This is a genomic window from Citrobacter sp. Ce119 (assembly GCF_030334525.1).
GTDB lineage: Bacteria > Pseudomonadota > Gammaproteobacteria > Enterobacterales > Enterobacteriaceae > Citrobacter > Citrobacter europaeus.
Window position 1 is genome coordinate 74,163 of record NZ_JAOWDR010000048.1, and the last position, 20,632, is coordinate 94,794.

The window sequence follows — 20,632 nt, forward strand, 5'->3', positions numbered from 1 at the left end:
AAAGCCGACCTTCGGGTCGGCTTTTTTATACCTGCTCTACGCGTTTCATCCCCGTTAGCTGCGGCATGACATCTTTCATTAACGCCAGAAACTTGCGTAATCGGGTGGGATAGTAACGCGCCCAGGGATAAACCAAATGTACAGGCAACGACGCCGCATGCCACTCGGGTAGCAGCGTAACCAGTCGTCCACGAGCAATATCCTCCTCGACCATCCAGCTTGAAACAATGGCCACACCCAACCCTGCCAGGGCGGCATTTCTTGCGACATAAATGCTGTCGGTGCTTAATCTGGGTGTAATATTCAGCGTAACAGGTTCATTACGTGGTCGATGCAGCAACGAAACGCTGTGCTGGTAAAATGTGTTCACTGCAATCCATGGCAGCGTTGATAACTGCTCCGGATGCGAAAGCTCGCTATATTGCTCAAGCAAAGCAGGATTCACTACCATGCTACGAGGAACCTCAGCCAGTAAAACCGAGACCGTCGCTGGATCAACCTCTGCCCCAACCCTGATGGCGCAATCAATATTATCGCTCAGGAAATCAACGGTTTTATCATTGAGCATCCACTCTACCGACAACTGCGGATAGCGCGAAAGAAACTGCAAAAGCGGTTCAAGAAGCTGTTGCTGCCCGAACGCATGCGGAGCACGTACTCGCAGCGTTCCCACCGGTTCATCCTCCGTAACATTGAGTCCATCTTCCAGCGCCAGCCAGGCATCAATAATATTCTTGGCATGCTGGTAGCCGCGTTCGCCGTCGTCGGTCAGTTTCATCGCATGCGTGGTGCGCATGATCAGTTTTACACCCAGCAGCGCTTCCAGGGATTGTAACCGTCGACTGACGGTCGCCTGCGTTGTCCCCATCTGCTTTGCCGCTGCTGAAAGCGACCCCGCCTCGACGATACGCACAAACGTGCGCATCAGCTCCACTCTGTCTATACGCTCAGTTTTTACCATTCCAAGTTTCTTCATACGTCTGACGTATAACTGTTTTACCACCGCGCTCGCTACCGCGCCACCCGCTGAAGGTTAAAAATAGCCGCACATCCTGTGATTGAGGAATCAACTGTGAACACACATACCGCCCTTACCCGTTGGGTTATTTTTGTACTGGCATCAGGCGCCGGATTCAGCGTGGCATCCATCTATTATGCCCAGCCGCTTCTGCCCTTAATGGGTCAGGATCTGGCCCTAAGCATCACCGGCATGGGGCTGGTTCCGACGCTAACCCAGGCGGGTTACGCGTTGGGGATTTTCTTTTTATTACCATTAGGCGACCGCTATGACCGTCGGACGCTAATCCTGTTGAAAAGCCTCGCGCTCGCCGTACTGCTTCTGGCCTGCAGCTTTACCGGCCAATTGCATTCGCTTTTACTGGTCAGCCTGTTGATGGGAATGGCGGCAACCATGGCGCAGGACATCGTTCCCGCTGCGGCAATTCTGGCCCCTGAAGGCAAGCAGGGAAAAACGGTAGGTACCGTGATGACGGGCCTGCTGCTGGGAATTTTACTTTCACGTACCGTTAGCGGGCTAATAGGTGAGGCGTTTGGCTGGCGCGAAATGTATCAACTCGCAGCCTTCAGCATTGCTGTGATTTCCACCATCATGTGGAAAGTGCTCCCTCGTTTTGCTGCCCATTCCACGCTGAGCTACCCGTCATTACTGCTCTCAATGGCGCAACTGTGGCAGCGGTATCCCGCATTGCGCCGCGCGGCGCTGGCACAAGGCTTTCTGTCTGTTGCCTTTAGCGCCTTCTGGTCCACGTTGGCAGTGATGTTATCTGAGCATTATCACATGGGTAGCGCTATGGCTGGCGCGTTTGGTATCGCGGGCGCGGCTGGTGCGCTTGCCGCGCCGCTGGCAGGCCATCTTGCCGACAAAGTGGGCGCAGCGAAAGTGGCGCAGTTAGGTGCTTTGCTGGTAACAGTATCTTTCGCCCTGATGTTCCTGTTACCCGCCCTGCCAGTACAGGGGCAGTGGCTGCTTATTGCCCTTTCGGCGGTAGGTTTTGATCTCGGATTGCAATCCAGCCTGGTTGCCCACCAGAACCTGGTCTATGGCCTCGAGCCCCAGGCACGTGGACGCCTGAACGCGCTACTGTTTACAATGGTATTTATCGGTATGGCGTTGGGTTCGGTTCTCGGAAGTCAGGTCTACGCGCAGGCAGACTGGGAAGGTGTGGTTACGCTGGCAACGTTTAGCGGTGCGATTGCGCTGGTAATAAGATTAACGGGGAATCTGTCACTGAGAAAAACAACCGTGGCCTAAAAAAATGCCCGCTCCGGGGTGTTAAAGGAGCGGGCAGACAAACATATCCAGTTTCATGATATGTTCAAAAAAGGTCGTTACCGGTTAAGCTGGAACAGCGACATGCCCTGCATATCGGTAAACGTTTTGTACGATGCCTGCAGTGCAGCCTGCTGCATCACGTAGGACGAAATCGCTGCGTTCCAGTCAACATCCACCAGATTGCTCATCTGCTGAGTTTGACCCAGTGCACGATCGGCTCCCAGTGAATCCAGCGAGCTTAATTCGCTAAGCTGCGTGCCTAATTCCGCACGGACGCTCAACACATTATTGAGTGAATTCTTTAAACCACGGTTGGTTTTATCAATCGCTTCAGCGGCCTTTGCTTTCGCCACATCATCGCCTTCAATCGGCGTATTCAGGGCTGCAATAGCTGTATCCAGCATTACGAATAAGTTCGTTTCAGACTTGCTACCATCTGGCTCCGGAACCGCGTTGCTGGTCACCGAGTTAAAAATTTTATCTCCGGTATGACCAATCACCATTGACCGAGCGGCATCAACCTGTTGGGTGATATTTTCAGTTCCACCGCTATAAGTACCATCAGTCTGGGCAAATGGTGGAACTTCGGTTTTGTAGCCGCCAAAGATATAGCGACCATTACCGTCGGTACTGTTAGCCAAATTCATCAGTTGATCGCGGAGCCCTTGCAAATCAGTCGCTAACGATGCTCTGTTGTCATCACTCAATGTACCGTTGCCGGCGTTGACAATTTTTTCCTGCGCCGCGGTAATCGCGGTCGTCGCCCGGCTTAAAACGTTCTCTTCCAGTGACACTTTTTGCGTCGCGAAAGTACGCGCCAGCGTATATTGGCTGTTTTGCGCCTGAGCCTGAGAAAGCACTACAGCCTGCGAGGCGGCAATCGGATCGTCAGACGGGTTGATCACGCGTTTGCCCGTTGACATCTGCTCACCAAATTTTATCCATTCGGCCTGAGAGTTGGTAATGCCACGCATGTTCTGCTGGTACATCATCTGAGTACTAATACGCATTGAGTCCCTCTCCCTTAGCGAATATTCAGAAGCGCATCAAAGAGCGAATTTGCTGTTTGCAGCACTTGTGCGTTGGCCAGGTAATACTGTTGATAACGCTGCAAATTGCCGTACTCTTCATCGAGGTTAACCCCGGAAATCGACTGTTGCTGATTAGAAAGCTGCGTAACTACGTTGTTCTGGGTGGTGGCGCTGGTTTTCAGGGTAGCGGTTTTATTCCCGACATCGCTCACCAGCGTTGCGTACGCGTCATTGAAGGTTTTATTTCCGACAGTCGCTTTGGTTTGCAGATCCAACAATTTTTGGCCGTTACGGTTATCGCTTTTCCCTTTATCCTTATCTGGATCGATATCATTTTTGGATACTTCGGCCATGGCGATTTTCGACTCATCAGTCACAGCCACTTTCATATCAACAATGACATTACCCACTGGCTTCACCGTAAAGCTATCATTCGCTTTCGCTCCCGCCCCTACGGTTATCTCCAGCCCATCAAAGGACATTTTTCCACCAGTGACGGTCGCCTTAAAGCTGGTATTATCTGCAAGGCGAGTTACCTGCCAGTCAGTACCATCAAAAGTAATATTGTAATCAGTAGCCTGCACTGCTGAGCTATCAGTAACTTTTGCAGTTAACGACCCTGTCCCAGTATTTTTGGTATTACTGAGCACAGATGGACCGCCGATAGCAAAGAAGTCTTTACCAGCATCACCATTGGCATCAAAACCTTCTTTATGCTGCGTATTAAATGCATCGGCAAACGCCAGTGCCAGTTGCCCCAGCGTGTTACGCGTCTGGTCCAGCTCTTGAGAACGGAACGTCATCAAACCGCCCAATGAGCCGGTATCAATGAGTTTTTCAGGAATTTCAACATTTCCGGCAACGCCATCAACATAGGCAACCGTAGTGCGTGTTGGATCGGCACTGGACGGTACTGCGGCCAGTTGGCGGGCGTTGCTGCCCTGTACCAGTGAATAGCCGTTCGCCATCGTTACGTTATAGGTGCCGCCATCCTGGACACTGACTTCAACGCCGACAAGTTTGTTCAGATCGCTAACCAGTTGGTCACGCTGATCGAGTAGATCGTTAGGCGATGCGCCCGCGCCAACGCCGGTCAGACGGGAAATCTGATCGTTGAGGCTGGCAATCTGCTTTGAGTAGTTGTTGATCTGATCTACGCTGGCTTTGATCGCAGTATTGACCTGCTTATCCTGATCGCGCAGATACTGATCGGTTGTTCTGAACTGATTCACTAAACCATCAGCTTTACCAATCAGTGCCTGACGCGCAGCCGGGTCTTCTGCATTACTGACCAGCGTCTGCAGGCTGGTAAAAAAACCCTGCATTGAGGTGGAAATTGAACTGGTTTTACTGGAAAGCAGATTGTCGATTTTCGACATTTGCTCATAGCGCGTTGTCAGGCCGCTGCTCTGGTTCTGCGCTGCACGCAACTGATTCGTGATAAAAGAATCATATTCGCGCTGTACGCCAGAAACATAGACGCCATTGCCAACCCAGCCCCCCGCACCCAGCGTGCTGTTCGCCTGCGCCATAATTGTCGTTTGGCGGGTGTACCCGGCAACGTTATAGCTGGAGATGTTATTACTGGCGGTATTCAACGCGGCCTGCGCTGCGCTAAGTCCACTCATCGCGTTATTAATCAAGCTGGACATGGAGGTTCCTTGTAATCCTTCAATACTCGTTATTATCGGCAGCAGGTCGGTAGACTTGAGCTATTTAAAAGAGATTATCGATGTTCGTGCTGTAGGTTTTGCTCACTTTTTCGCTCATCGATTTCAACTGCTGGATCATGTTGGTTAATTTACGCGCATAGTTAGGGTCAGTTGCGTAACCGGCATTTTGCAATGCCTGTGCGCCTTGCTCGGCTGTCGCGGCAGCGGTCACCGCCGCATAGCGCGGGTTACGCGATATCAGACCGACATAATCCGACAGCGCCTCCAGGTAAGAGCTATACACGCGGAATCTGGCTTTCACCTTTTTCGCCTCACCGTTTTCATATTCGGTGGTGGTGATTTCGGTGGTTGGGCCTTTCCAGCTTCCCGAAGCCTTCACGCCAAAAATGTTAAAGCTTGGTTCGCCATTTTCACGACGGATTTGTCGCTGCCCCCATCCGGACTCCAGCGCCGCCTGTGCCAGAATAAGATGATGCGGAACCCCGCTTTGCTGGCTGGCCAGCTTAGCTGGCAGCGATAGCTGGGCGAGGAAGTCTTTACTGTCACCTGACAGCGGCTCATCAATGCTTTCCGTCGCCCGGGGAATGGCTTTACGCACCAGTTGCGTCAGCGCCTGGTTTTGATAGCTGGTCACCGTTTCAAGCGAGAACTTCATTGGCACCTGCGGCGCGTCGTCTGCGGGTTGCGCCTGCCCTTCGGTCATCTGCTTAACCATCATTTCCGCCAGCCCCAGACCTTTACCTGCGGTCATCTGCTGCGCAATTTGTTGGTCATACATGCTGGTATACAAACGTGTCGAATCGCTGCTAAACACACCATCTTTCGGCAGCGCTTCACGCATGCTTTTCAGCATCATCTGCACGAACATCCCTTCAACCTGACGGGCGACCGGGCGGATATTCGCCGCCGGGTCCTGACCCGCTTTCGCTTTCAGTTCGTTCAGTGATTGCGCATCCCAGGCGGCGCTGGTCAGCAGTTTGCTGTCACCAATCATTAGATGATTTCCAGTTTGGCGCGTAAGCATCCCGCGCTCTGCATCGATTGCAGAATGGACATCAGATCCATCGGCGTTGCCCCCAGCGCATTAAGCGCACGTACGACGTTATTCAGGTTGGCGCTGGAACGCACGCTTTGCAGCGAACCACCGCTCTGGCGCAGATCGATCTGGGTTTGTGGCGTTACCACTGTCTGTCCACCACCAAACGGTGTATCCGGCTGGCTGACATTCGCCTGACGGTTTACCGTAATCGACAAGTTGCCTTGCGCCACGGCACAACTATCCAGCGTGACTTCGCGGTTCATTACGACGGATCCGGTACGCGAGTTGATAATCACTTTCGCATCCTGCGGCGTGACGCTGACCTCCATATTCTGGATGTCAGCAAGGAAACGGACCTGCGAACTGTTGCCGCTTGGCACGCGCACCTGAATGGTTCGGGCATCCAACGCTGTTGCGCTACCAAAGCCACGCGAGCGGTTAATGGTGTCGGTAATCTGCTGCGCCATCGTGAAATCTTCATTATTGAGCTGCAGATTAATGGTGTTACCGCCGCCGAACTGGCTGGGTAATTCACGTTCAATAATTGCGCCGTTAGTAATACGTCCGCCATTGAGCTGGTTAACCTGCACGCTACTGCCACCCGCAGCTGCACCCGCACCGCCAACTAAAATATTCCCTTGCGCCAGCGCATAAACCTGGCTGTCGACCCCTTTCAGTGGAGTCATCAGCAGCGTGCCGCCGCGCAGGCTTTTGGCGTTCCCCATGGAAGAGACCACCACGTCAATCGTTTGCCCCTGGCGACCAAAAGCTGGAAACTGCGCGGTAACCATCACCGCCGCCACGTTTTTCAACTGCATGTTGGTGCCAGTTGGCACGGTTATCCCCAACTGCGAAAGCATGTTGTTGAGCGTTTGCGTAGTAAACGGCGTCTGGGTGGTCTGGTCGCCCGTACCATCCAGACCGACTACCAGCCCATAACCTATCAACGAGTTTTCCCGCACTCCCTGAACGCTGGTCAGGTCACGAATACGGTCAGCGTGCGCAATGGTGGCTATCAGCACCAGTACCATTCCAACTAAAGATTTAAACACTGGGTACCTCGCTTACATCGGCGACAAGTTAAGGAAGAAACGCTGCAACCAGCCCATATTCTGCGCTTCATTGATGTAGCCGTTGCCGACATACTCAATCCGCGCGTCCGCAACCTGAGTTGACGGTACGGAGTTGCTGCCACTGATGGTGCGCGGGTTAACGACCCCGGAGAAGCGAATGAATTCAGTGCCCTGATTAATGGCAATCTGTTTTTCACCCACGACATGTAAGTTGCCATTCACCAGTACCTGATCGACCGTTACGGTCAGCGTACCGCTGAAGGTATTGCTGGCGTTCGCGCCGCCTTTACCGTTAAAGGAGTTACCCCCTGACGCTTCTACGTCAGCACGTTCGTTACCGAACAGACCTTGCAGATAGCGCGGGACGGTATCAAAACCAAAGTTAGTCTTGCCGTCACGGCTGGCGTTAGCCGAAGAACTTTTGCTCGCGCTGACGTTTTCCTGCAATACGATGGTTAACGTATCGCCAATATTGCGCGGACGGCGGTCTTCGAATAGCGGCTGATAACCGTAGTTAATCGGCTGCGCCGACTGGAAGATTGAGCCATTCGCCACCGGCGTCGGACCTGGAACAGGCTGGGCAGACGTCGCGCCCTGCACGAGGGGGGTGGCCGGGATCCAGGCGCATCCTGTCAGTGAAACCACCAGCAGGGCTAAAATTGGGTATGGGTGAAGCGCGTATTTTCGCATTGCGGTCATCTTCAAAATCAGTGTGCCGGTGAGGCTTTCACCCCACCGGACCACACTTTAGAGTTGCGTCAGTTTTTGCAGCATCTGATCGGTGGTCGATACCGCTTTACTGTTGATTTCGTAAGCGCGCTGAACCTGGATCATGTTTACCAGCTCTTCCGCCACGTTGACGTTAGAGGTTTCAACATAGCCCTGGTACAGCAGACCCGCGCCGTTCAGACCCGGCGTGCTCTCATTCGGCGCACCGGATGACTGCGTTTCGGTGTACAGATTCTCACCAATACTTTCCAGACCGGTATCGTTCATGAAGGTTGTCAGGTTAAGCTGGCCTACCTGAACCGGCGCAGCCTGGCCCTGCTGGGTCACGCTGACAATACCGTCGCGGCCAATGGTGATACTGAGCGAGTTAGCCGGAATGGTGATGGCTGGCTGAACCTGAAAACCACCCGCCGTCACCAACTGACCGTTCTGATCCACCTGGAATGAACCGTCACGGGTATAAGCAGACGTGCCATCAGGCAGCATAACCTGGAAAAATCCCTGCCCTTTAATCGCCACATCTTTACTGTTGTTGGTCTGCGACAGGTTCCCCTGGCTGTGTAAACGCTCGGTCGCGACCGGACGCACACCGGTACCTATCTGCAAGCCAGACGGCAGTGTGGTTTGTTCAGAAGACTGGGCGCCAGGCTGGCGAATCGTCTGGTACAACAGATCTTCAAACACCGCACGCTGGCGCTTAAATCCGTTGGTGCTGACGTTTGCCAGGTTGTTGGCAATCACATCCATGTTGGTTTGCTGCGCATCCAGGCCGGTTTTGGCGATCCATAATGAACTGATCATAAAATGTCCTGTGTTAACTCATCGACAGCAGTTGGTTGGCGCGGCCCGCGTTATCATCCACGCTACTGATAATCTTCATTTGCATTTCAAAGCGGCGGGCGTTGGCGATCATGTCACTCATCGCAGCAACCGGTTTGACGTTACTGCCTTCCAGCACGCCCGACATGACGCGAATGCTGGGGTCGGCCTGTAACGTCGCACCACGAGTAGCCTGCGCGGCCTGAGTCAGACGGAACATGCCATCATCACCACGTTGTACTTCACTCCCCGTCGCCTTCACCAGCTTCAGTCGCCCGACTGGCGCGACCGTATTGGCCGGATCGCCAGGATTAAGCGCCGAGATCGTACCGTCTGCCGCAATGGTGACTTCTGAACCTTCCGGTACGGCTATTGGTCCGGCTTCGCCAATCACCGGGTGACCCTGAATAGTCAGTTCACCCGTAGGGCTTACCTGAATGGCGCCATTTCGGGTATATCCTTCGCTACCGTCCGCGGTCTGCACAGCTAACCAGCCATCCTGTTGCAGCGCCACGTCCAGTGGACGCGAGGTATAGTCCATCTGACCCGGCGTCATATCGGCCCCCGGCGTGGAGGCCACCACCAGCGTACGCGTCGGTAAAGACAATCCCTCAACGGGAACCGCACGCAGGGCATTGAGCTGCGCACGAAAACCCGGCGTTGAAGCGTTTGCCAGGTTGCTGGCCGTCACCGCCTGTTGATTCAGCGTCTGACTGGCCGCGCCCATGGCGGTATAAATTGCGTGATCCATTAAGCCATCCCGTCAGGCGCTTAGCGCAGGTTGACCAGCGTGTTGAGGATCTGATCCTGGGTTTTGATGGTCTGCGCGTTCGACTGATAGTTACGCTGAGCGACAATCATATTCACCAGTTCTTTACTCAAATCCACGTTTGACGCTTCCAGCGCGCCGTTGGTCAGCTTGCCGAAGTTACCTGAGCCTGCCGTACCCAACAACGCCACGCCGGAAGCCTGAGTCGCAGCCCAGACGTTGTCGCCCTGAGAAGCCAGACCTTCGTTGTTGGCGAAGTTTGCCAGCACGATCTGTCCTAAAACCTGCGTTTGCTCGTTGGAGTAGTTACCAACCACGGTACCGTCATTATTAATCTGGTAGCTAACCAAATCGCCCGGCTTGTAGCCATTCTGCGTAGCGGCAATCACACTGTTTGTACCCGTGTTTTGCTGCATAGAGTTCTGCAGGCTAAGAGTGAATGTCGCAGGGACTGCGCCGTTTATCGTGCCGGTAGTGATCGAAAACGAAGGTGTTGCATTTGCCGCGCCCAGCGTCCAGGTTGATTCAGTCGCAGGAGGCGTCGGCTTCACTTCGGTATAACCTTTAACGGCCTCCAGAGAGCCATTGGTGTCGAAGGTCATCTGGCTTGATTTCACCAGCGGCGAGTTTGCTACGCTGGAATCCTGAGTCCAGATATCCCAGGTGTTATCACCGGTTTTAACGTAATAAAGGTTAACGTCGTGCTGGTTTCCCTGGCTGTCAAATACCGTCAGCGGCGCACGTTTGTTATAGCTGTCAGCATCAGACGGCGAAAACTTATTCGTCGGAACTTTTGCTGATGAGTTCAGGTTGATCTGCATCGTCGCCGTTTCGGTGGATTTTCCCCCCATCAGCGTATTCGGGATAGTGATTGGGCCTGGATTTGCGCCCTGCTGAATAGTTGGCGGCGTACCGGCAGCCGGGTATCCCGTTAATTGCAGCCCCTGCATGTTAACCAGCGTTCGGTTTTCATCGAGCTTAAACTGACCATTACGACTAAAGAATACGGAACCGTTGCTGTCTACCATGCGGAAAAAACCGTTCTGGCTAATAGCAACATCCAGCCCGCGACCGGTGTTGGTCGTAGTGCCGTCGGTAAAGTCCTGGGTAATACCCGCAACTTTAACGCCCAGACCCACTTTAGAACCGGCAAACATATCGGCAAAGGATGCCGTACCGGACTTAAAACCGTAGGTGGCGGAGTTGGCGATGTTGTTACCAATGACATCGAGGTTGGTCGCTGCAGCGTTCAGACCGCTGACCGCTTGTGAAAAGGCCATGACTTACTCCTGATAAGTGTGAAGGCTTAAATGATCTGCCGTACTTCGTCGAGGGTGGTGGTTCCATAGGTGCCCAGGTCCAGCGTATTACCGCCGTTACTGCGAATAACTCCCTGCACCAGCGCAAACTGAAGCGGCTGCGCCACCAGTTGCGTTCCGCCATTACTGGCAGCAATTGACACGTTGTAAGAACCGCTTGGCGCATCCGTGCCATCGGTCATGGTGCCGTCCCAGGTAAAGGTATGAACGCCCGCTTTCAAACCGCCAATATCAATGGTGCGTACCACCTTGCCATCTTTATCGGTAATGGTTGCGGTAACCTTATCTGCTGGTTGCTGCAGCTCAACGCCAAACGGCGTGGTGGTGGTTTTGGCGCCCTCTTCCGTACCTTTACCGGTCAGGATGGTAGTGCCCGGGATCATGACGCCATGGCCAATCAGAGTACTGGCCTGCAGCGACTGGCTGTTGTCGATCTGTCCGGAGATCGACCCCAACGTGGTGTTCAGTTTTTCTATTCCGCTCACGGTACTGATTTGCGCCAGTTGGGTGGTCAGTTCGTTATTTTGCAGCGGGTTAGTTGGATCCTGGTTTTTCAGCTGTGCAACCAGCAGCGTCAGAAAGCTGCTTTGCAGATCAGCAGCGTTGCTGCCCGTCAGCGAATTCTTCCCCGTGGCGTCATTAACGCCAGTGGTGCCTGGGTCATTCATTTTTACAGCAATAGACATGTGCGCCTCCTTTACTGGCCTAGCGTCAGCGTTTTGAGCATCAAGCTTTTCACGGTGTTGAGCACTTCGACGTTTGCCTGGTAGCTACGCGAGGCTGACATGGTGTTGACCATTTCGCCGACGACGTCCACATTCGGCATTTTTACGTAACCATTCGCATCGGCCAGCGGATTACCCGGCTCATAAACCAGCTTATCCGGCGCCTGGCTTTCAATGACATCAGCAACTTTCACGCCGCCGGTTGCTGCGCCTGGCGCGGCATCAACCTGAAAAACAACCTGCTTCGCACGATACGGTTGACCGTCGGGTCCGGTGACGCTATCCGCATTCGCCATGTTGCTGGCCGCCACGTTCAGACGCTTAGACTGAGCCGTCAGCGCAGAGCCTGCGATATCAAAAATATTTAACAGCGCCACGAATTAGTTCCCTCCTTGCAGCACGTTCATCATGCCTTTGATTTGTCCACCCAGCGCGGTTAGCCCCATTTGATATTTGAGGCTGTTGTCGGCAAATTGCGTACGCTCCCGGTCCATATCCACCGTGTTACCATCGAGAGACGGCTGGTCAGGAATACGGTAGAGCAGCTCCGTAGAAGGAGCGGAAACGGTCTGGGCCGGAATGTGTTGTGCAGAGGTCAGCGTCAACGAGACACCGCCGGTTTCTTCCCGTCCTCGCACCATGACTTTTTTCAATTCACTGGCGAAATCCAGGTCACGCGCCTGATACCCCGGCGTGTCGGCATTGGCTATGTTGGCCGCCAATACTTCCTGGCGTTGGGCGCGCAAATTCAGCGCTTCCTGTTGAAAACGTAAGGCGGCGTCGAGCTTATCGAGCATATCTCCTCCGCAAATGACAAAATTCAGCCGACAGCTTAAATCCCATTACGCGCGCGTTATCGCCGGAATAAACGCAAAATGCGTCGCTATTTGTTGCGTTGATGACTGCGTCACACAGGTAAAATCCTGCCACTACCTGAAAAAGCACGAGGTTTTGATGCAAACGTTTAAACGTGGAATAGTCGTTGCAGCACTGCTGTTCAGCCCTATGACGCTGGCGCAAGACCTGAATTCTCAGCTAACAGCATGGTTCTCCCAGCGTCTGGCCGGATTTAGCGATGAGGTGATGGTCACTATCCGAACGTCACCAAACTTACTGCCGAGCTGCGAGCAACCCGCATTAAGCGTGTCCGGCAGTGCAAAACTGTGGGGCAATGTGAACGTGCTGGCGCGATGCGCCAACGAAAAACGTTATCTGCAGGTGAACGTGCAGGCCACAGGAAACTACGTGGTAGCCGCCGCGCCCGTAGCCCGGGGTAGCGCCCTGACTCAGGCCAGCGTAACGTTAAAACGAGGTCGACTGGACCAACTACCACCGCGCGCGGTGCTGGATATGAGTCAAGTACAGGATGCCGTAAGCCTGCGCGATCTGGTGCCAGGTCAACCGATACAGCTTTCAATGTTGCGCCAGGCCTGGCGGATCAAGGCCGGTCAGCGCGTACTGGTTATCGCCAACGGAGAGGGTTTTCGGGTGAATGCCGAAGGCAAAGCGCTGAACAATGCCGCCGTTGCACAGAATGCGCGAGTGCGGATGGTTTCAGGCCAGGTGGTGAGCGGCATCGTCGATTCTGATGGGAATATTCTGATTAACCTATAATAGGTTAAAGATTTTTTAGCGTGTGCCGATAGATAAACAACCAATGATTACAGCGGGCCGCTATAGCGTAACCCCTCGATGAGGAAAAACAAAATGAGCATTGATCGTACCTCACCATTGAAACCAGTAAGTACCGTTCAGCCACGTGAAACCAGCGATGCGCCGGTACAAAAAGCGCGGAAGGAAAAAACCACCGCCACCACCAGCACCAGCGTCATGCTGAGCGACGCCCAGGCTAAACTGATGCAGCCCGGCACCAATGACATCAATATGGAACGCGTCGAAGCACTGAAAACCGCGATCCGTAACGGTGAGCTGAAGATGGACACTGGAAAAATTGCCGACTCGCTGATCCGCGAGGCGCAGAGCTACTTACAGAGTAAATAAAGTATGACTCGTTTGTCAGAAATACTTGACCAGATGACGACCGTCCTCAATGACCTGAAAACGGTAATGGATGCTGAACAGCAGCAACTTTCCGCAGGATATATCAACGGCAGCCTGCTTCAGCGTATTACAGAAGAAAAAAGCTCTTTGCTGGCAACCCTTGATTATCTGGAGCAGCAGCGCCGTCTGGAGCATGATGCCACGCGCAGCGCTAATGATGAAATTGCCGAGCGTTGGCAAACCATCACCATGAAAACACAGCACCTACGCGACCTCAATCAGCACAATGGCTGGCTGCTGGAAGGACAGATCGAGCGCAATCAACAAGCAATACAAGTGCTGAAACCGCACCAGGAACCGGCGCTGTATGGCGCAAACGGTCAAACCTCTGCTGCGCACCGCGGCGGGAAAAAATTCTCTATCTGATGCAAGCCTGATAACACTTTGCTTATCAGGCCTACGCGTTTTGTAGGCCGGATACGGCGTTAAGCCGCCATCCGGCATTGATCTGTTACGCCGTCCGGCGCACAAACTCTTTCACTTTAAAGCCCAGCACGGCGAGCGCGGCAAAGTAAGCGGCAATACCTGCCACTACGACAGCCATCAGACGCAGCAGGCGCCACAACATCGTTCCCTGCGACCAGTCCGGCATAATGTATAGCATCCCGACCAGCGCCGCCGACATCACCAGTACAGAAATCACCAGTCGCGTCAGGAACCAGGCCCAGCCCGGTTGCGGGGTGAAGATTTTCTGCTTACGCAACTGCCAGTACAGTAGTGAAGCGTTCAGACACGCCGCCAGACCAATCGACAGCGACAACCCGGCATGTTTCAGCGGTCCGATAAACGCCAGGTTCATTACCTGGGTCATAATCAGCGTGACAATGGCAATCTTGACCGGCGTTTTAATATCCTGGCGCGAATAAAAACCTGGGGCCAACACTTTCACCACGATCAAGCCAATCAAACCGACCGAGTACGCCACCAGCGCGCGTTGAGTCATGGCGGCGTCAAAGGCAGTAAATTTCCCGTACTGGAACAGAGACACCGTCAACGGTTTGGCCAGAATCCCTAATGCGACGGCACTCGGTAATGCCAGCAGAAAACATAAACGCAGCCCCCAGTCCATCAGCCGGCAGTACTCATCATGATTCCCGCTGGAAAAGCTTTTGGACAGCGATGGCAGCAGGATAGTCCCCAGCGCTACGCCAAGTACGCCGGACGGAAACTCCATCAGACGGTCGGCATAGTACATCCATGAAACCGAGCCAGAGGCCAGAAACGAGGCAAAAATCGTATTGATGATCAGTGAAATCTGGCTGACGGAAACCCCAAGGATCGCCGGGCCCATTTGCTTGACGACGCGCATCGCACCCGCATCGCGGAAGTTCACCCGCGGCAGCACCAGCATGCCAATTTTTTTCAGATGCGGCAGCTGGTAAATCAGCTGTAGCACACCGCCAACCGTAACGGCCCACGCCAGCGCCAGCACCGGAGGATGAAAATAAGGTGCTGCAAACAGCGCGAAACCGATCATGCTGATATTCAGAAAAGTCGGCGCAAACGCCGGAATAGAAAAGCGGTTCCAGGTGTTAAGGATCGCACCAACCAGCGAAGCCAGTGAGATCAGCAGAATATACGGAAAGGTTATGCGTAGCAGTTGAGTAGTCAGCGCAAATTTGTCGGCGGTGTCGGCAAACCCAGGCGCGGTGACTAAAATCACCCACGGGGCAGCCAGCATCCCGGCGACCGTCACCACGGCCAGCGCCAGGGTCAACAGCCCGGAAACGTAAGCGACAAACACGCGGGTCGCATCTTCACCTTGCTTACTTTTGTACTCAGCCAGGATAGGCACAAACGCCTGCGAAAAAGCGCCCTCAGCAAAGATTCGGCGCAGCAGGTTAGGAAGTTTGAATGCCACAAAAAAGGCATCTGTCGCCATCCCTGCGCCAAAGATTCTGGCGACAATCGCATCACGCGCAAAACCCAGCACACGTGAAAACATCGTCATCGAGCTGACGGCTGCCAGCGACTTTAATAAATTCATCTATGTTGTATTCCAGACTCTGAGGCAAAACCCCGACAAACCTGCCCGTAGGTCAGATAAGGCATGCTCGCCGCTATCCGACACTTTTGCTGTGCCTGATGGCGACGCCGCAGCATCTTACCAGGCCAACAAACCAGCCTATGATTGAAAAGAGGTGTTATTTTTGAGTTGGCATATAGTACCTGGATTACAATGAATTACTACCGCCAGATGTTACAGGGGGTTATTCAGCCATCGCCTCCCGCCACAGCATTTCGACAACGCGCTGGGCCAGTAGCGCCTGCTCGCCTGCCGTCTGGGGAACCGTCTGATTTTGCACGCACTCAATAAAATGACGTGCGCATCCGGCAAAACCCCGCTGTTCCAGAGTGGTTTGCCAGCCTGCGATCGGTTTGTGCACCACGCCTTGCCCACGCTCTTCCTGCCATTCCCGCATATCAGTTACGTCTATCAGGCCGCCGTCCGTCACCGCCTGCACACACTCACGCTGACTACCTGCGCGGCGATGCATACTGGTCGTTATCTGCATTTGCCCGGCAGAAAAATGGTGTTCCGCATAAAGCATCGCACCGGATTCATTGGTTAACAGCGTGCCGTTGTTTAACTGCGCCTTTCCTCCCACCAGCCACAATGCGGTATCGACTACGTGCAGATAATCGTCCAGCAGAGTGAAGCGCAGATCGTGCGGCCCGACGCTGTTCGTACGGTGCTTATCCATACGGACAGACGCCGCATTAGCCAACTGAGCTTTGAGATCCTGATAAAGCGGCGCAAATCGACGGTTAAACCCGACCATCAGCGTCAGCTTTTTCCGCGCGGCCAACTCCACTAATTGCTCTGCCTCGCGTAAATTTTCCGCCAGTGGTTTATCCACACACACATGCACCCCGGCGTTTAGCAGTTCACTTACTACCGCATAGTGCGTCGCGGTACTGGAATGAACGAAAACCGCATCGCAGGTTTGCGCCAGATTCACCAGAGAATCAACGTAGGGGATCCGCCAGGTATCACAGATACGCAGCGCTTTTTCCCGCGAAGGTGAAAATGCCCCTTGCAGCGTCCAGTCGGCACTAGCGCCCAGCACGGGTAGCCAGGCCTTTTGTGCAATCCCACCGAGGCCGACAACGCCGATGCGTAATTTATTCACGTTAGTCTCCCAAATGCGCCAGTAAGGAATCAAGCCGCTGTTTGAGCTCCGCAACTTCTGACTCCAGCGCCTCAACGCGCGCCTGCAGATCCCCCGTTGCTACCGGAGGTTCATCTGCCGCGGCAATTGCTTCATCAACGTCACCACAAAACAGGTGCATATAACGGCTTTCCCGTTTGCCCGGCTCGCGCGCCAGGCGAATGACATAAGGACCATCTTCCCGGGTCGCCAGCTTCTCCAGCGTCGACTCCACTTCGGCCATGTCACTGAATTCGTACATACGGGATGCGCGGCTACGCAGTTCACCCGGCGTTTGGGCGCCGCGCAGCAACAGCGTGGTGATGAGCGCCACTTCCCCCGCGCTGAGTTTAAGATTGCCAAACTCCGAATTGCAGAACCGCTGCTCATATTTCGTGACGCGATTGCCGAAGCCACTTACCGTGCGCAGGAAATGCCGCTTCACGAGGTTATCAAGCTGATCCTGTACTTCCGATTCCGACAGGTTCATCACCGGTTCACGATTCGTTTTTTGGTTGCAGGCGGTTACCACTCCGTTTACGGAGAGCGGATACTGTTCAGGCGTAGTCACTTGTTTTTCTAATAAACAGCCAATCACTCGTGCTTCGGTGGCGGTTAATTCGTATTTCATCGTCTTCTCCATTAATCATGGCTGCATCTGAAACTTAGCGGCCGGGGGTCCATTCTGATGTCGTCAACGCCGTCAGCACGTGATCGCGCCACTGCCCGTCAATCAGCAGGTAGTCTTTAGCATATCCTTCTTTTTCAAAACCCAGTCGCGCCAGCAGGTCACCGCTGCGTTTATTATGTGGCATGTAGTTAGCCATAATGCGGTGAATGTGCTGCGTGCGCTGCATATAACGGATGGCCGACGTTAAGGCTTCATACATCAGTCCCTGTCCCTGCCACTTCTGCGCAATGGAGTAACCGAGATAGCAGGCGTGGAAGGATCCCCGCACCACGTTCGAGAAGTTAGCAACGCCGATAATTTCTTTTTCTTCCGGATCAAGCAGCGCAAAGTAATAAGCGGTGCCTTGTTTATGAAACTCAGAGATCATACTCAGACGCGCCTGCCAGCCGGACGGATAGCAGTGGCTTTCATCGCGAATGGGTTCCCAGGGTTTTAAGAAATGACGATTTTCTGCGTAATAATCTGCCAGACGCCAGGCATCACGCTCATGCACCAAACGCACGACCAGGCGGTCCGTGGTTAAGCGCACTTTTGGCACGTTACTGCGATAGCCAAACATTCTATACCTACTCCTTCCCGTAACGTCTTCAATACGCTATTCGCATTACTATACCTGTGCGAATACACCCTGTGAAAAGAGCAAAATGCCATTTTTTGAATTATTCACACATTTTGATGAAAACTCTCTATCAAGACGGACTTTTGATAAAAAAATATTGTCCCGCGAAGGGTGGGAAAAGCGATGACGACACCGCAGAATAGGAGGTGCTTATCTTTTAAACTCTATCCAGAGTGACGAGTTTTTCCCTGGAGGGGAAATGTCGCAAGTCTCGCAGGCAAGGAACCTGGGTAAATACTTCCTTCTCATCGATAATATGCTGGTCGTGCTGGGTTTCTTCGTCGTTTTCCCGCTGATCTCAATTCGTTTCGTCGACCAAATGGGCTGGGCTGCCGTGATGGTCGGTATCGCACTTGGATTACGTCAATTTATCCAGCAGGGGTTGGGTATTTTCGGCGGCGCTATTGCGGACCGTTTCGGCGCCAAACCAATGATCGTCACCGGCATGCTGATGCGCGCTGCCGGATTTGCCACCATGGGCATTGCTCATGAGCCGTGGCTGCTGTGGTTTTCCTGCTTTCTTTCCGGGCTGGGCGGTACGCTGTTCGACCCTCCCCGCTCGGCGCTGGTGGTCAAACTGATCCGCCCGGAAAAGCGCGGGCGTTTTTTCTCTATTCTGATGATGCAGGATAGCGCCGGGGCCGTGGTCGGCGCGTTGCTCGGCAGTTGGTTATTGCAATACGATTTTCGTCTGGTATGTGCCACCGGCGCAATTTTATTCGTTCTGTGCGCGGCGTTTAACGCCTGGCTGCTCCCGGCATGGAAGCTGTCGACGGTAAAAATACCGGTGCGCGAAGGGATGAGCCATGTCATGCATGACAAGCGCTTTGTCACCTATGTGCTGACGCTGGCAGGCTATTACATGCTGGCAGTGCAGGTGATGCTGATGCTGCCAATCATGGTGAACGACATCGCTGGCTCACCGGCTGCTGTAAAATGGATGTACGCCATCGAGGCGTGCCTCTCTTTAACGTTGCTCTACCCGATTGCTCGCTGGAGCGAAAAACGCTTTCGCCTTGAGCATCGCCTGATGGCCGGGCTGCTGGTGATGTCTCTGAGCATGATGCCCATCGGGCTGGTCGGGAATTTGCAGCAGTTGTTTACCCTGATCTGCACCTTCTATATTGGCTCGATCATCGCCGAACCGGCGCGTGAAACCCTGAGCGCCTCGCTGGCGAATGCACGTGCCCGAGGAAGCTATATGGGATTCAGTCGACTGGGGCTCGCTATCGGTGGCGCAATTGGTTATGTCGGCGGCGGCTGGCTGTTTGACATGGGTAAAGCCCTGGCGCAGCCTGAACTGCCCTGGATGATGCTCGGTATCATCGGCTTCATCACTTTCCTGGCGCTGGGCTGGCAATTCAGCCTCAAACGCCCAACGAGGGGTATGCTGGAGCCTGACGCCTGATAGCCAATCCGGCGTACGCGCATTTTTCAGTTTTTTCTGCTGGTAGCCGCGGCGCTGGTACTCGATGATGCTTTGTGTCACGATTACACCACAAGCATCATGTTGAGGAACCCCATGAAAAAGCTTCTTTTTGCCGCTGCGCTCATTGTCAGCGGCCTGTTGGTTGGTTGTAATCAACTCACGCAATACACGGTTAGCGAGCAAGAGATTAATCAGGCCCTGGCGAAACATAATAACTTTTCTAAAGATATCGGATTGCCTGGCGTCGCTGAAGCGCATATCGTACTAAACAATCTCGCCAGCCAGATAGGCCGTGAAGAACCCAATAAAGTGACGCTGACCGGTGATGCCAACCTGGACATGAACTCGCTGTTTGGCACTCAAAAAGCGACCATGAAGCTGAAACTCAAAGCCTTACCGGTCTTCAATAAAGAAAAAGGCGCGATTTATCTGCAAGAGATGGAAGTTGTGGATGCCATCGTCACACCGGAAAAAATGCAGTCGGTGCTGCAAACGCTGATGCCTTATTTGAATCAGTCGCTGCGAAACTATTTCAATCAGCAGCCAGCGTATATTCTGCAGGATGACAGTAGCCAGGGTGAAGCGCTGGCGAAAAAACTGGCGAAAGGTATTGAGGTGAAACCGGGCGAAATCATCATCCCGTTCACTGACTAATAAAACAGAGGGCGCCGATGCGCCCTTTTCTATGAGGGATTACTTTTCCTCTGGCAGCATCGTCATACTATGGCCATCAAGCACGATTTTACGTGCCTCATCGGGGTCAAGATCGTTGCGTTTGACCACCAACCGCCAGTTGCCCTTGGTCATATCAGGATCGCGAAACAGAGCCACAATCGCCACAAATTGTGTTCCCTCTTCCATCGGCATATCCTGCGTCACGGCGCTATTGGGCTTAACCACCACAAACTGCTCAGCCAGTAAATCCTCTTTTAACAGGTTAGCCCCGTAACCGACCAGTTGTTCGTACTGAGTCTGATTAAAACGCTTCTCATCTTTTAACTGGTAAATACGCACTATAACCGACTGTGGCGCGCTGTTTTGCTCGCGGCTGTCAGTATTGAGCGCGGCCCGGCCAGAGATATCAAGATGTAATATCTTAATCTGTTTATAAAAAAGAGAGCTTGCAGCGGAGCGGGTACCGTCACTTACTGACTGAAAGAAGCCGCAGCCACTGAGTATTAATGCCAGTACGGGAAGAATATTTTTCATT

The 20,632-nt window shown here is 53.5% G+C and carries 23 protein-coding genes; 6 read left to right on the forward strand and 17 right to left on the reverse strand.

Features of this window, described 5'->3' with window-relative positions; all coding sequences use genetic code 11:
- Positions 1-25: 25 nt before the first annotated feature.
- Complete coding sequence (locus OGV80_RS12095) at positions 26-976, reverse strand: LysR family transcriptional regulator (protein ID WP_230586299.1); 951 nt, start codon at positions 974-976, stop codon at positions 26-28.
- A gap of 96 nt (positions 977-1,072) precedes the next feature.
- Between OGV80_RS12095 and OGV80_RS12100 the strand changes: the two genes are divergently transcribed.
- Positions 1,073-2,272, forward strand: coding sequence for an MFS transporter (locus OGV80_RS12100; protein WP_286515001.1), 1,200 nt, complete (start codon positions 1,073-1,075; stop codon positions 2,270-2,272).
- Between the two features lie 77 nt (positions 2,273-2,349).
- Here OGV80_RS12100 and flgL read toward each other — a convergent pair whose 3' ends face one another.
- The 11 genes from flgL to flgB all read right to left on the reverse strand — a co-directional run bounded on the left by flgL (position 2,350) and on the right by flgB (position 12,267).
- Positions 2,350-3,303, reverse strand: coding sequence for a flagellar hook-associated protein FlgL (gene flgL, locus OGV80_RS12105; protein WP_080625389.1), 954 nt, complete (start codon positions 3,301-3,303; stop codon positions 2,350-2,352).
- A 14-nt stretch (positions 3,304-3,317) separates the two neighbouring features.
- Positions 3,318-4,976, reverse strand: a complete 1,659-nt coding sequence (gene flgK, locus OGV80_RS12110) for a flagellar hook-associated protein FlgK (RefSeq protein ID WP_087050399.1) — start codon at positions 4,974-4,976, stop codon at positions 3,318-3,320.
- A gap of 64 nt (positions 4,977-5,040) precedes the next feature.
- A complete protein-coding gene (gene flgJ, locus OGV80_RS12115) occupies positions 5,041-5,991 on the reverse strand; it encodes a flagellar assembly peptidoglycan hydrolase FlgJ (protein ID WP_043015914.1) in 951 nt (316 codons plus the stop codon).
- On the reverse strand, positions 5,991-7,067 hold the full coding sequence (locus OGV80_RS12120) for a flagellar basal body P-ring protein FlgI (RefSeq protein ID WP_087052660.1): 1,077 nt from the start codon (positions 7,065-7,067) through the stop codon (positions 5,991-5,993). Before OGV80_RS12120 ends, flgJ begins: the two co-directional genes overlap by 1 nt.
- A 33-nt stretch (positions 7,068-7,100) precedes the next feature.
- On the reverse strand, positions 7,101-7,799 hold the full coding sequence (gene flgH / locus OGV80_RS12125) for a flagellar basal body L-ring protein FlgH (protein ID WP_087052661.1): 699 nt from the start codon (positions 7,797-7,799) through the stop codon (positions 7,101-7,103).
- A 57-nt stretch (positions 7,800-7,856) separates the two neighbouring features.
- Positions 7,857-8,639, reverse strand: coding sequence for a flagellar basal-body rod protein FlgG (gene flgG, locus OGV80_RS12130; RefSeq protein ID WP_003036202.1), 783 nt, complete (start codon positions 8,637-8,639; stop codon positions 7,857-7,859).
- Between the two features lie 13 nt (positions 8,640-8,652).
- The gene (locus OGV80_RS12135) at positions 8,653-9,408 is read right to left on the reverse strand and encodes a flagellar basal body rod protein FlgF (RefSeq protein WP_016156188.1); all 756 of its coding nucleotides are present in this window, start codon (positions 9,406-9,408) and stop codon (positions 8,653-8,655) included.
- A gap of 20 nt (positions 9,409-9,428) precedes the next feature.
- The gene (gene flgE / locus OGV80_RS12140; protein ID WP_043015911.1) at positions 9,429-10,706 is read right to left on the reverse strand and encodes a flagellar hook protein FlgE; all 1,278 of its coding nucleotides are present in this window, start codon (positions 10,704-10,706) and stop codon (positions 9,429-9,431) included.
- A 26-nt stretch (positions 10,707-10,732) separates the two neighbouring features.
- Complete coding sequence (flgD, locus tag OGV80_RS12145; RefSeq protein ID WP_043015910.1) at positions 10,733-11,431, reverse strand: flagellar hook assembly protein FlgD; 699 nt, start codon at positions 11,429-11,431, stop codon at positions 10,733-10,735.
- Between the two features lie 11 nt (positions 11,432-11,442).
- A complete protein-coding gene (flgC, locus tag OGV80_RS12150) occupies positions 11,443-11,847 on the reverse strand; it encodes a flagellar basal body rod protein FlgC (protein WP_006685091.1) in 405 nt (134 codons plus the stop codon).
- 3 nt (positions 11,848-11,850) lie between these two features.
- Entirely contained in the window at positions 11,851-12,267 is a 417-nt protein-coding gene (gene flgB, locus OGV80_RS12155) for a flagellar basal body rod protein FlgB (protein WP_016152626.1), read from the reverse strand.
- 157 nt (positions 12,268-12,424) lie between these two features.
- Here flgB and flgA point away from each other — a divergent pair, with 157 nt between their 5' ends.
- From flgA to flgN, 3 genes are all read left to right on the forward strand, one after another.
- Positions 12,425-13,084 (forward strand): flagellar basal body P-ring formation chaperone FlgA, encoded by a 660-nt coding sequence (gene flgA, locus OGV80_RS12160; RefSeq protein WP_043017885.1) that lies wholly within the window; start codon positions 12,425-12,427, stop codon positions 13,082-13,084.
- A gap of 93 nt (positions 13,085-13,177) precedes the next feature.
- Complete coding sequence (gene flgM / locus OGV80_RS12165) at positions 13,178-13,471, forward strand: flagellar biosynthesis anti-sigma factor FlgM (protein WP_003832153.1); 294 nt, start codon at positions 13,178-13,180, stop codon at positions 13,469-13,471.
- A gap of 3 nt (positions 13,472-13,474) precedes the next feature.
- On the forward strand, positions 13,475-13,897 hold the full coding sequence (gene flgN, locus OGV80_RS12170; RefSeq protein WP_043015909.1) for a flagella biosynthesis chaperone FlgN: 423 nt from the start codon (positions 13,475-13,477) through the stop codon (positions 13,895-13,897).
- Between the two features lie 85 nt (positions 13,898-13,982).
- Here the strand turns inward: flgN and murJ are convergent, their stop codons facing one another.
- The 4 genes from murJ to rimJ form a co-directional block, all read right to left on the reverse strand.
- On the reverse strand, positions 13,983-15,518 hold the full coding sequence (murJ, locus tag OGV80_RS12175) for a murein biosynthesis integral membrane protein MurJ (protein WP_047412118.1): 1,536 nt from the start codon (positions 15,516-15,518) through the stop codon (positions 13,983-13,985).
- 223 nt (positions 15,519-15,741) lie between these two features.
- Positions 15,742-16,665, reverse strand: a complete 924-nt coding sequence (locus OGV80_RS12180; RefSeq protein WP_200000444.1) for a Gfo/Idh/MocA family protein — start codon at positions 16,663-16,665, stop codon at positions 15,742-15,744.
- Between the two features lies 1 nt (position 16,666).
- Positions 16,667-17,314 carry a YceH family protein gene (locus OGV80_RS12185; RefSeq protein ID WP_043015906.1) on the reverse strand — a complete coding sequence of 216 codons (648 nt, stop codon included), beginning with the start codon at positions 17,312-17,314 and terminating at the stop codon, positions 16,667-16,669.
- A 34-nt stretch (positions 17,315-17,348) separates the two neighbouring features.
- Positions 17,349-17,933: a ribosomal protein S5-alanine N-acetyltransferase gene (rimJ, locus tag OGV80_RS12190; RefSeq protein ID WP_006685101.1), complete on the reverse strand. Its 585-nt coding sequence runs from the start codon at positions 17,931-17,933 to the stop codon at positions 17,349-17,351.
- A gap of 259 nt (positions 17,934-18,192) precedes the next feature.
- Between rimJ and mdtH the strand changes: the two genes are divergently transcribed.
- Together mdtH and OGV80_RS12200 are read left to right on the forward strand one after the other, a co-directional pair.
- Positions 18,193-19,401: a multidrug efflux MFS transporter MdtH gene (mdtH, locus tag OGV80_RS12195; RefSeq protein WP_003036166.1), complete on the forward strand. Its 1,209-nt coding sequence runs from the start codon at positions 18,193-18,195 to the stop codon at positions 19,399-19,401.
- 114 nt (positions 19,402-19,515) lie between these two features.
- Positions 19,516-20,076 (forward strand): lipoprotein, encoded by a 561-nt coding sequence (locus OGV80_RS12200; protein WP_286515006.1) that lies wholly within the window; start codon positions 19,516-19,518, stop codon positions 20,074-20,076.
- Between the two features lie 39 nt (positions 20,077-20,115).
- Here the strand turns inward: OGV80_RS12200 and tssJ are convergent, their stop codons facing one another.
- Complete coding sequence (tssJ, locus tag OGV80_RS12205; RefSeq protein WP_043017884.1) at positions 20,116-20,631, reverse strand: type VI secretion system lipoprotein TssJ; 516 nt, start codon at positions 20,629-20,631, stop codon at positions 20,116-20,118.
- Position 20,632 lies beyond the last annotated feature (1 nt).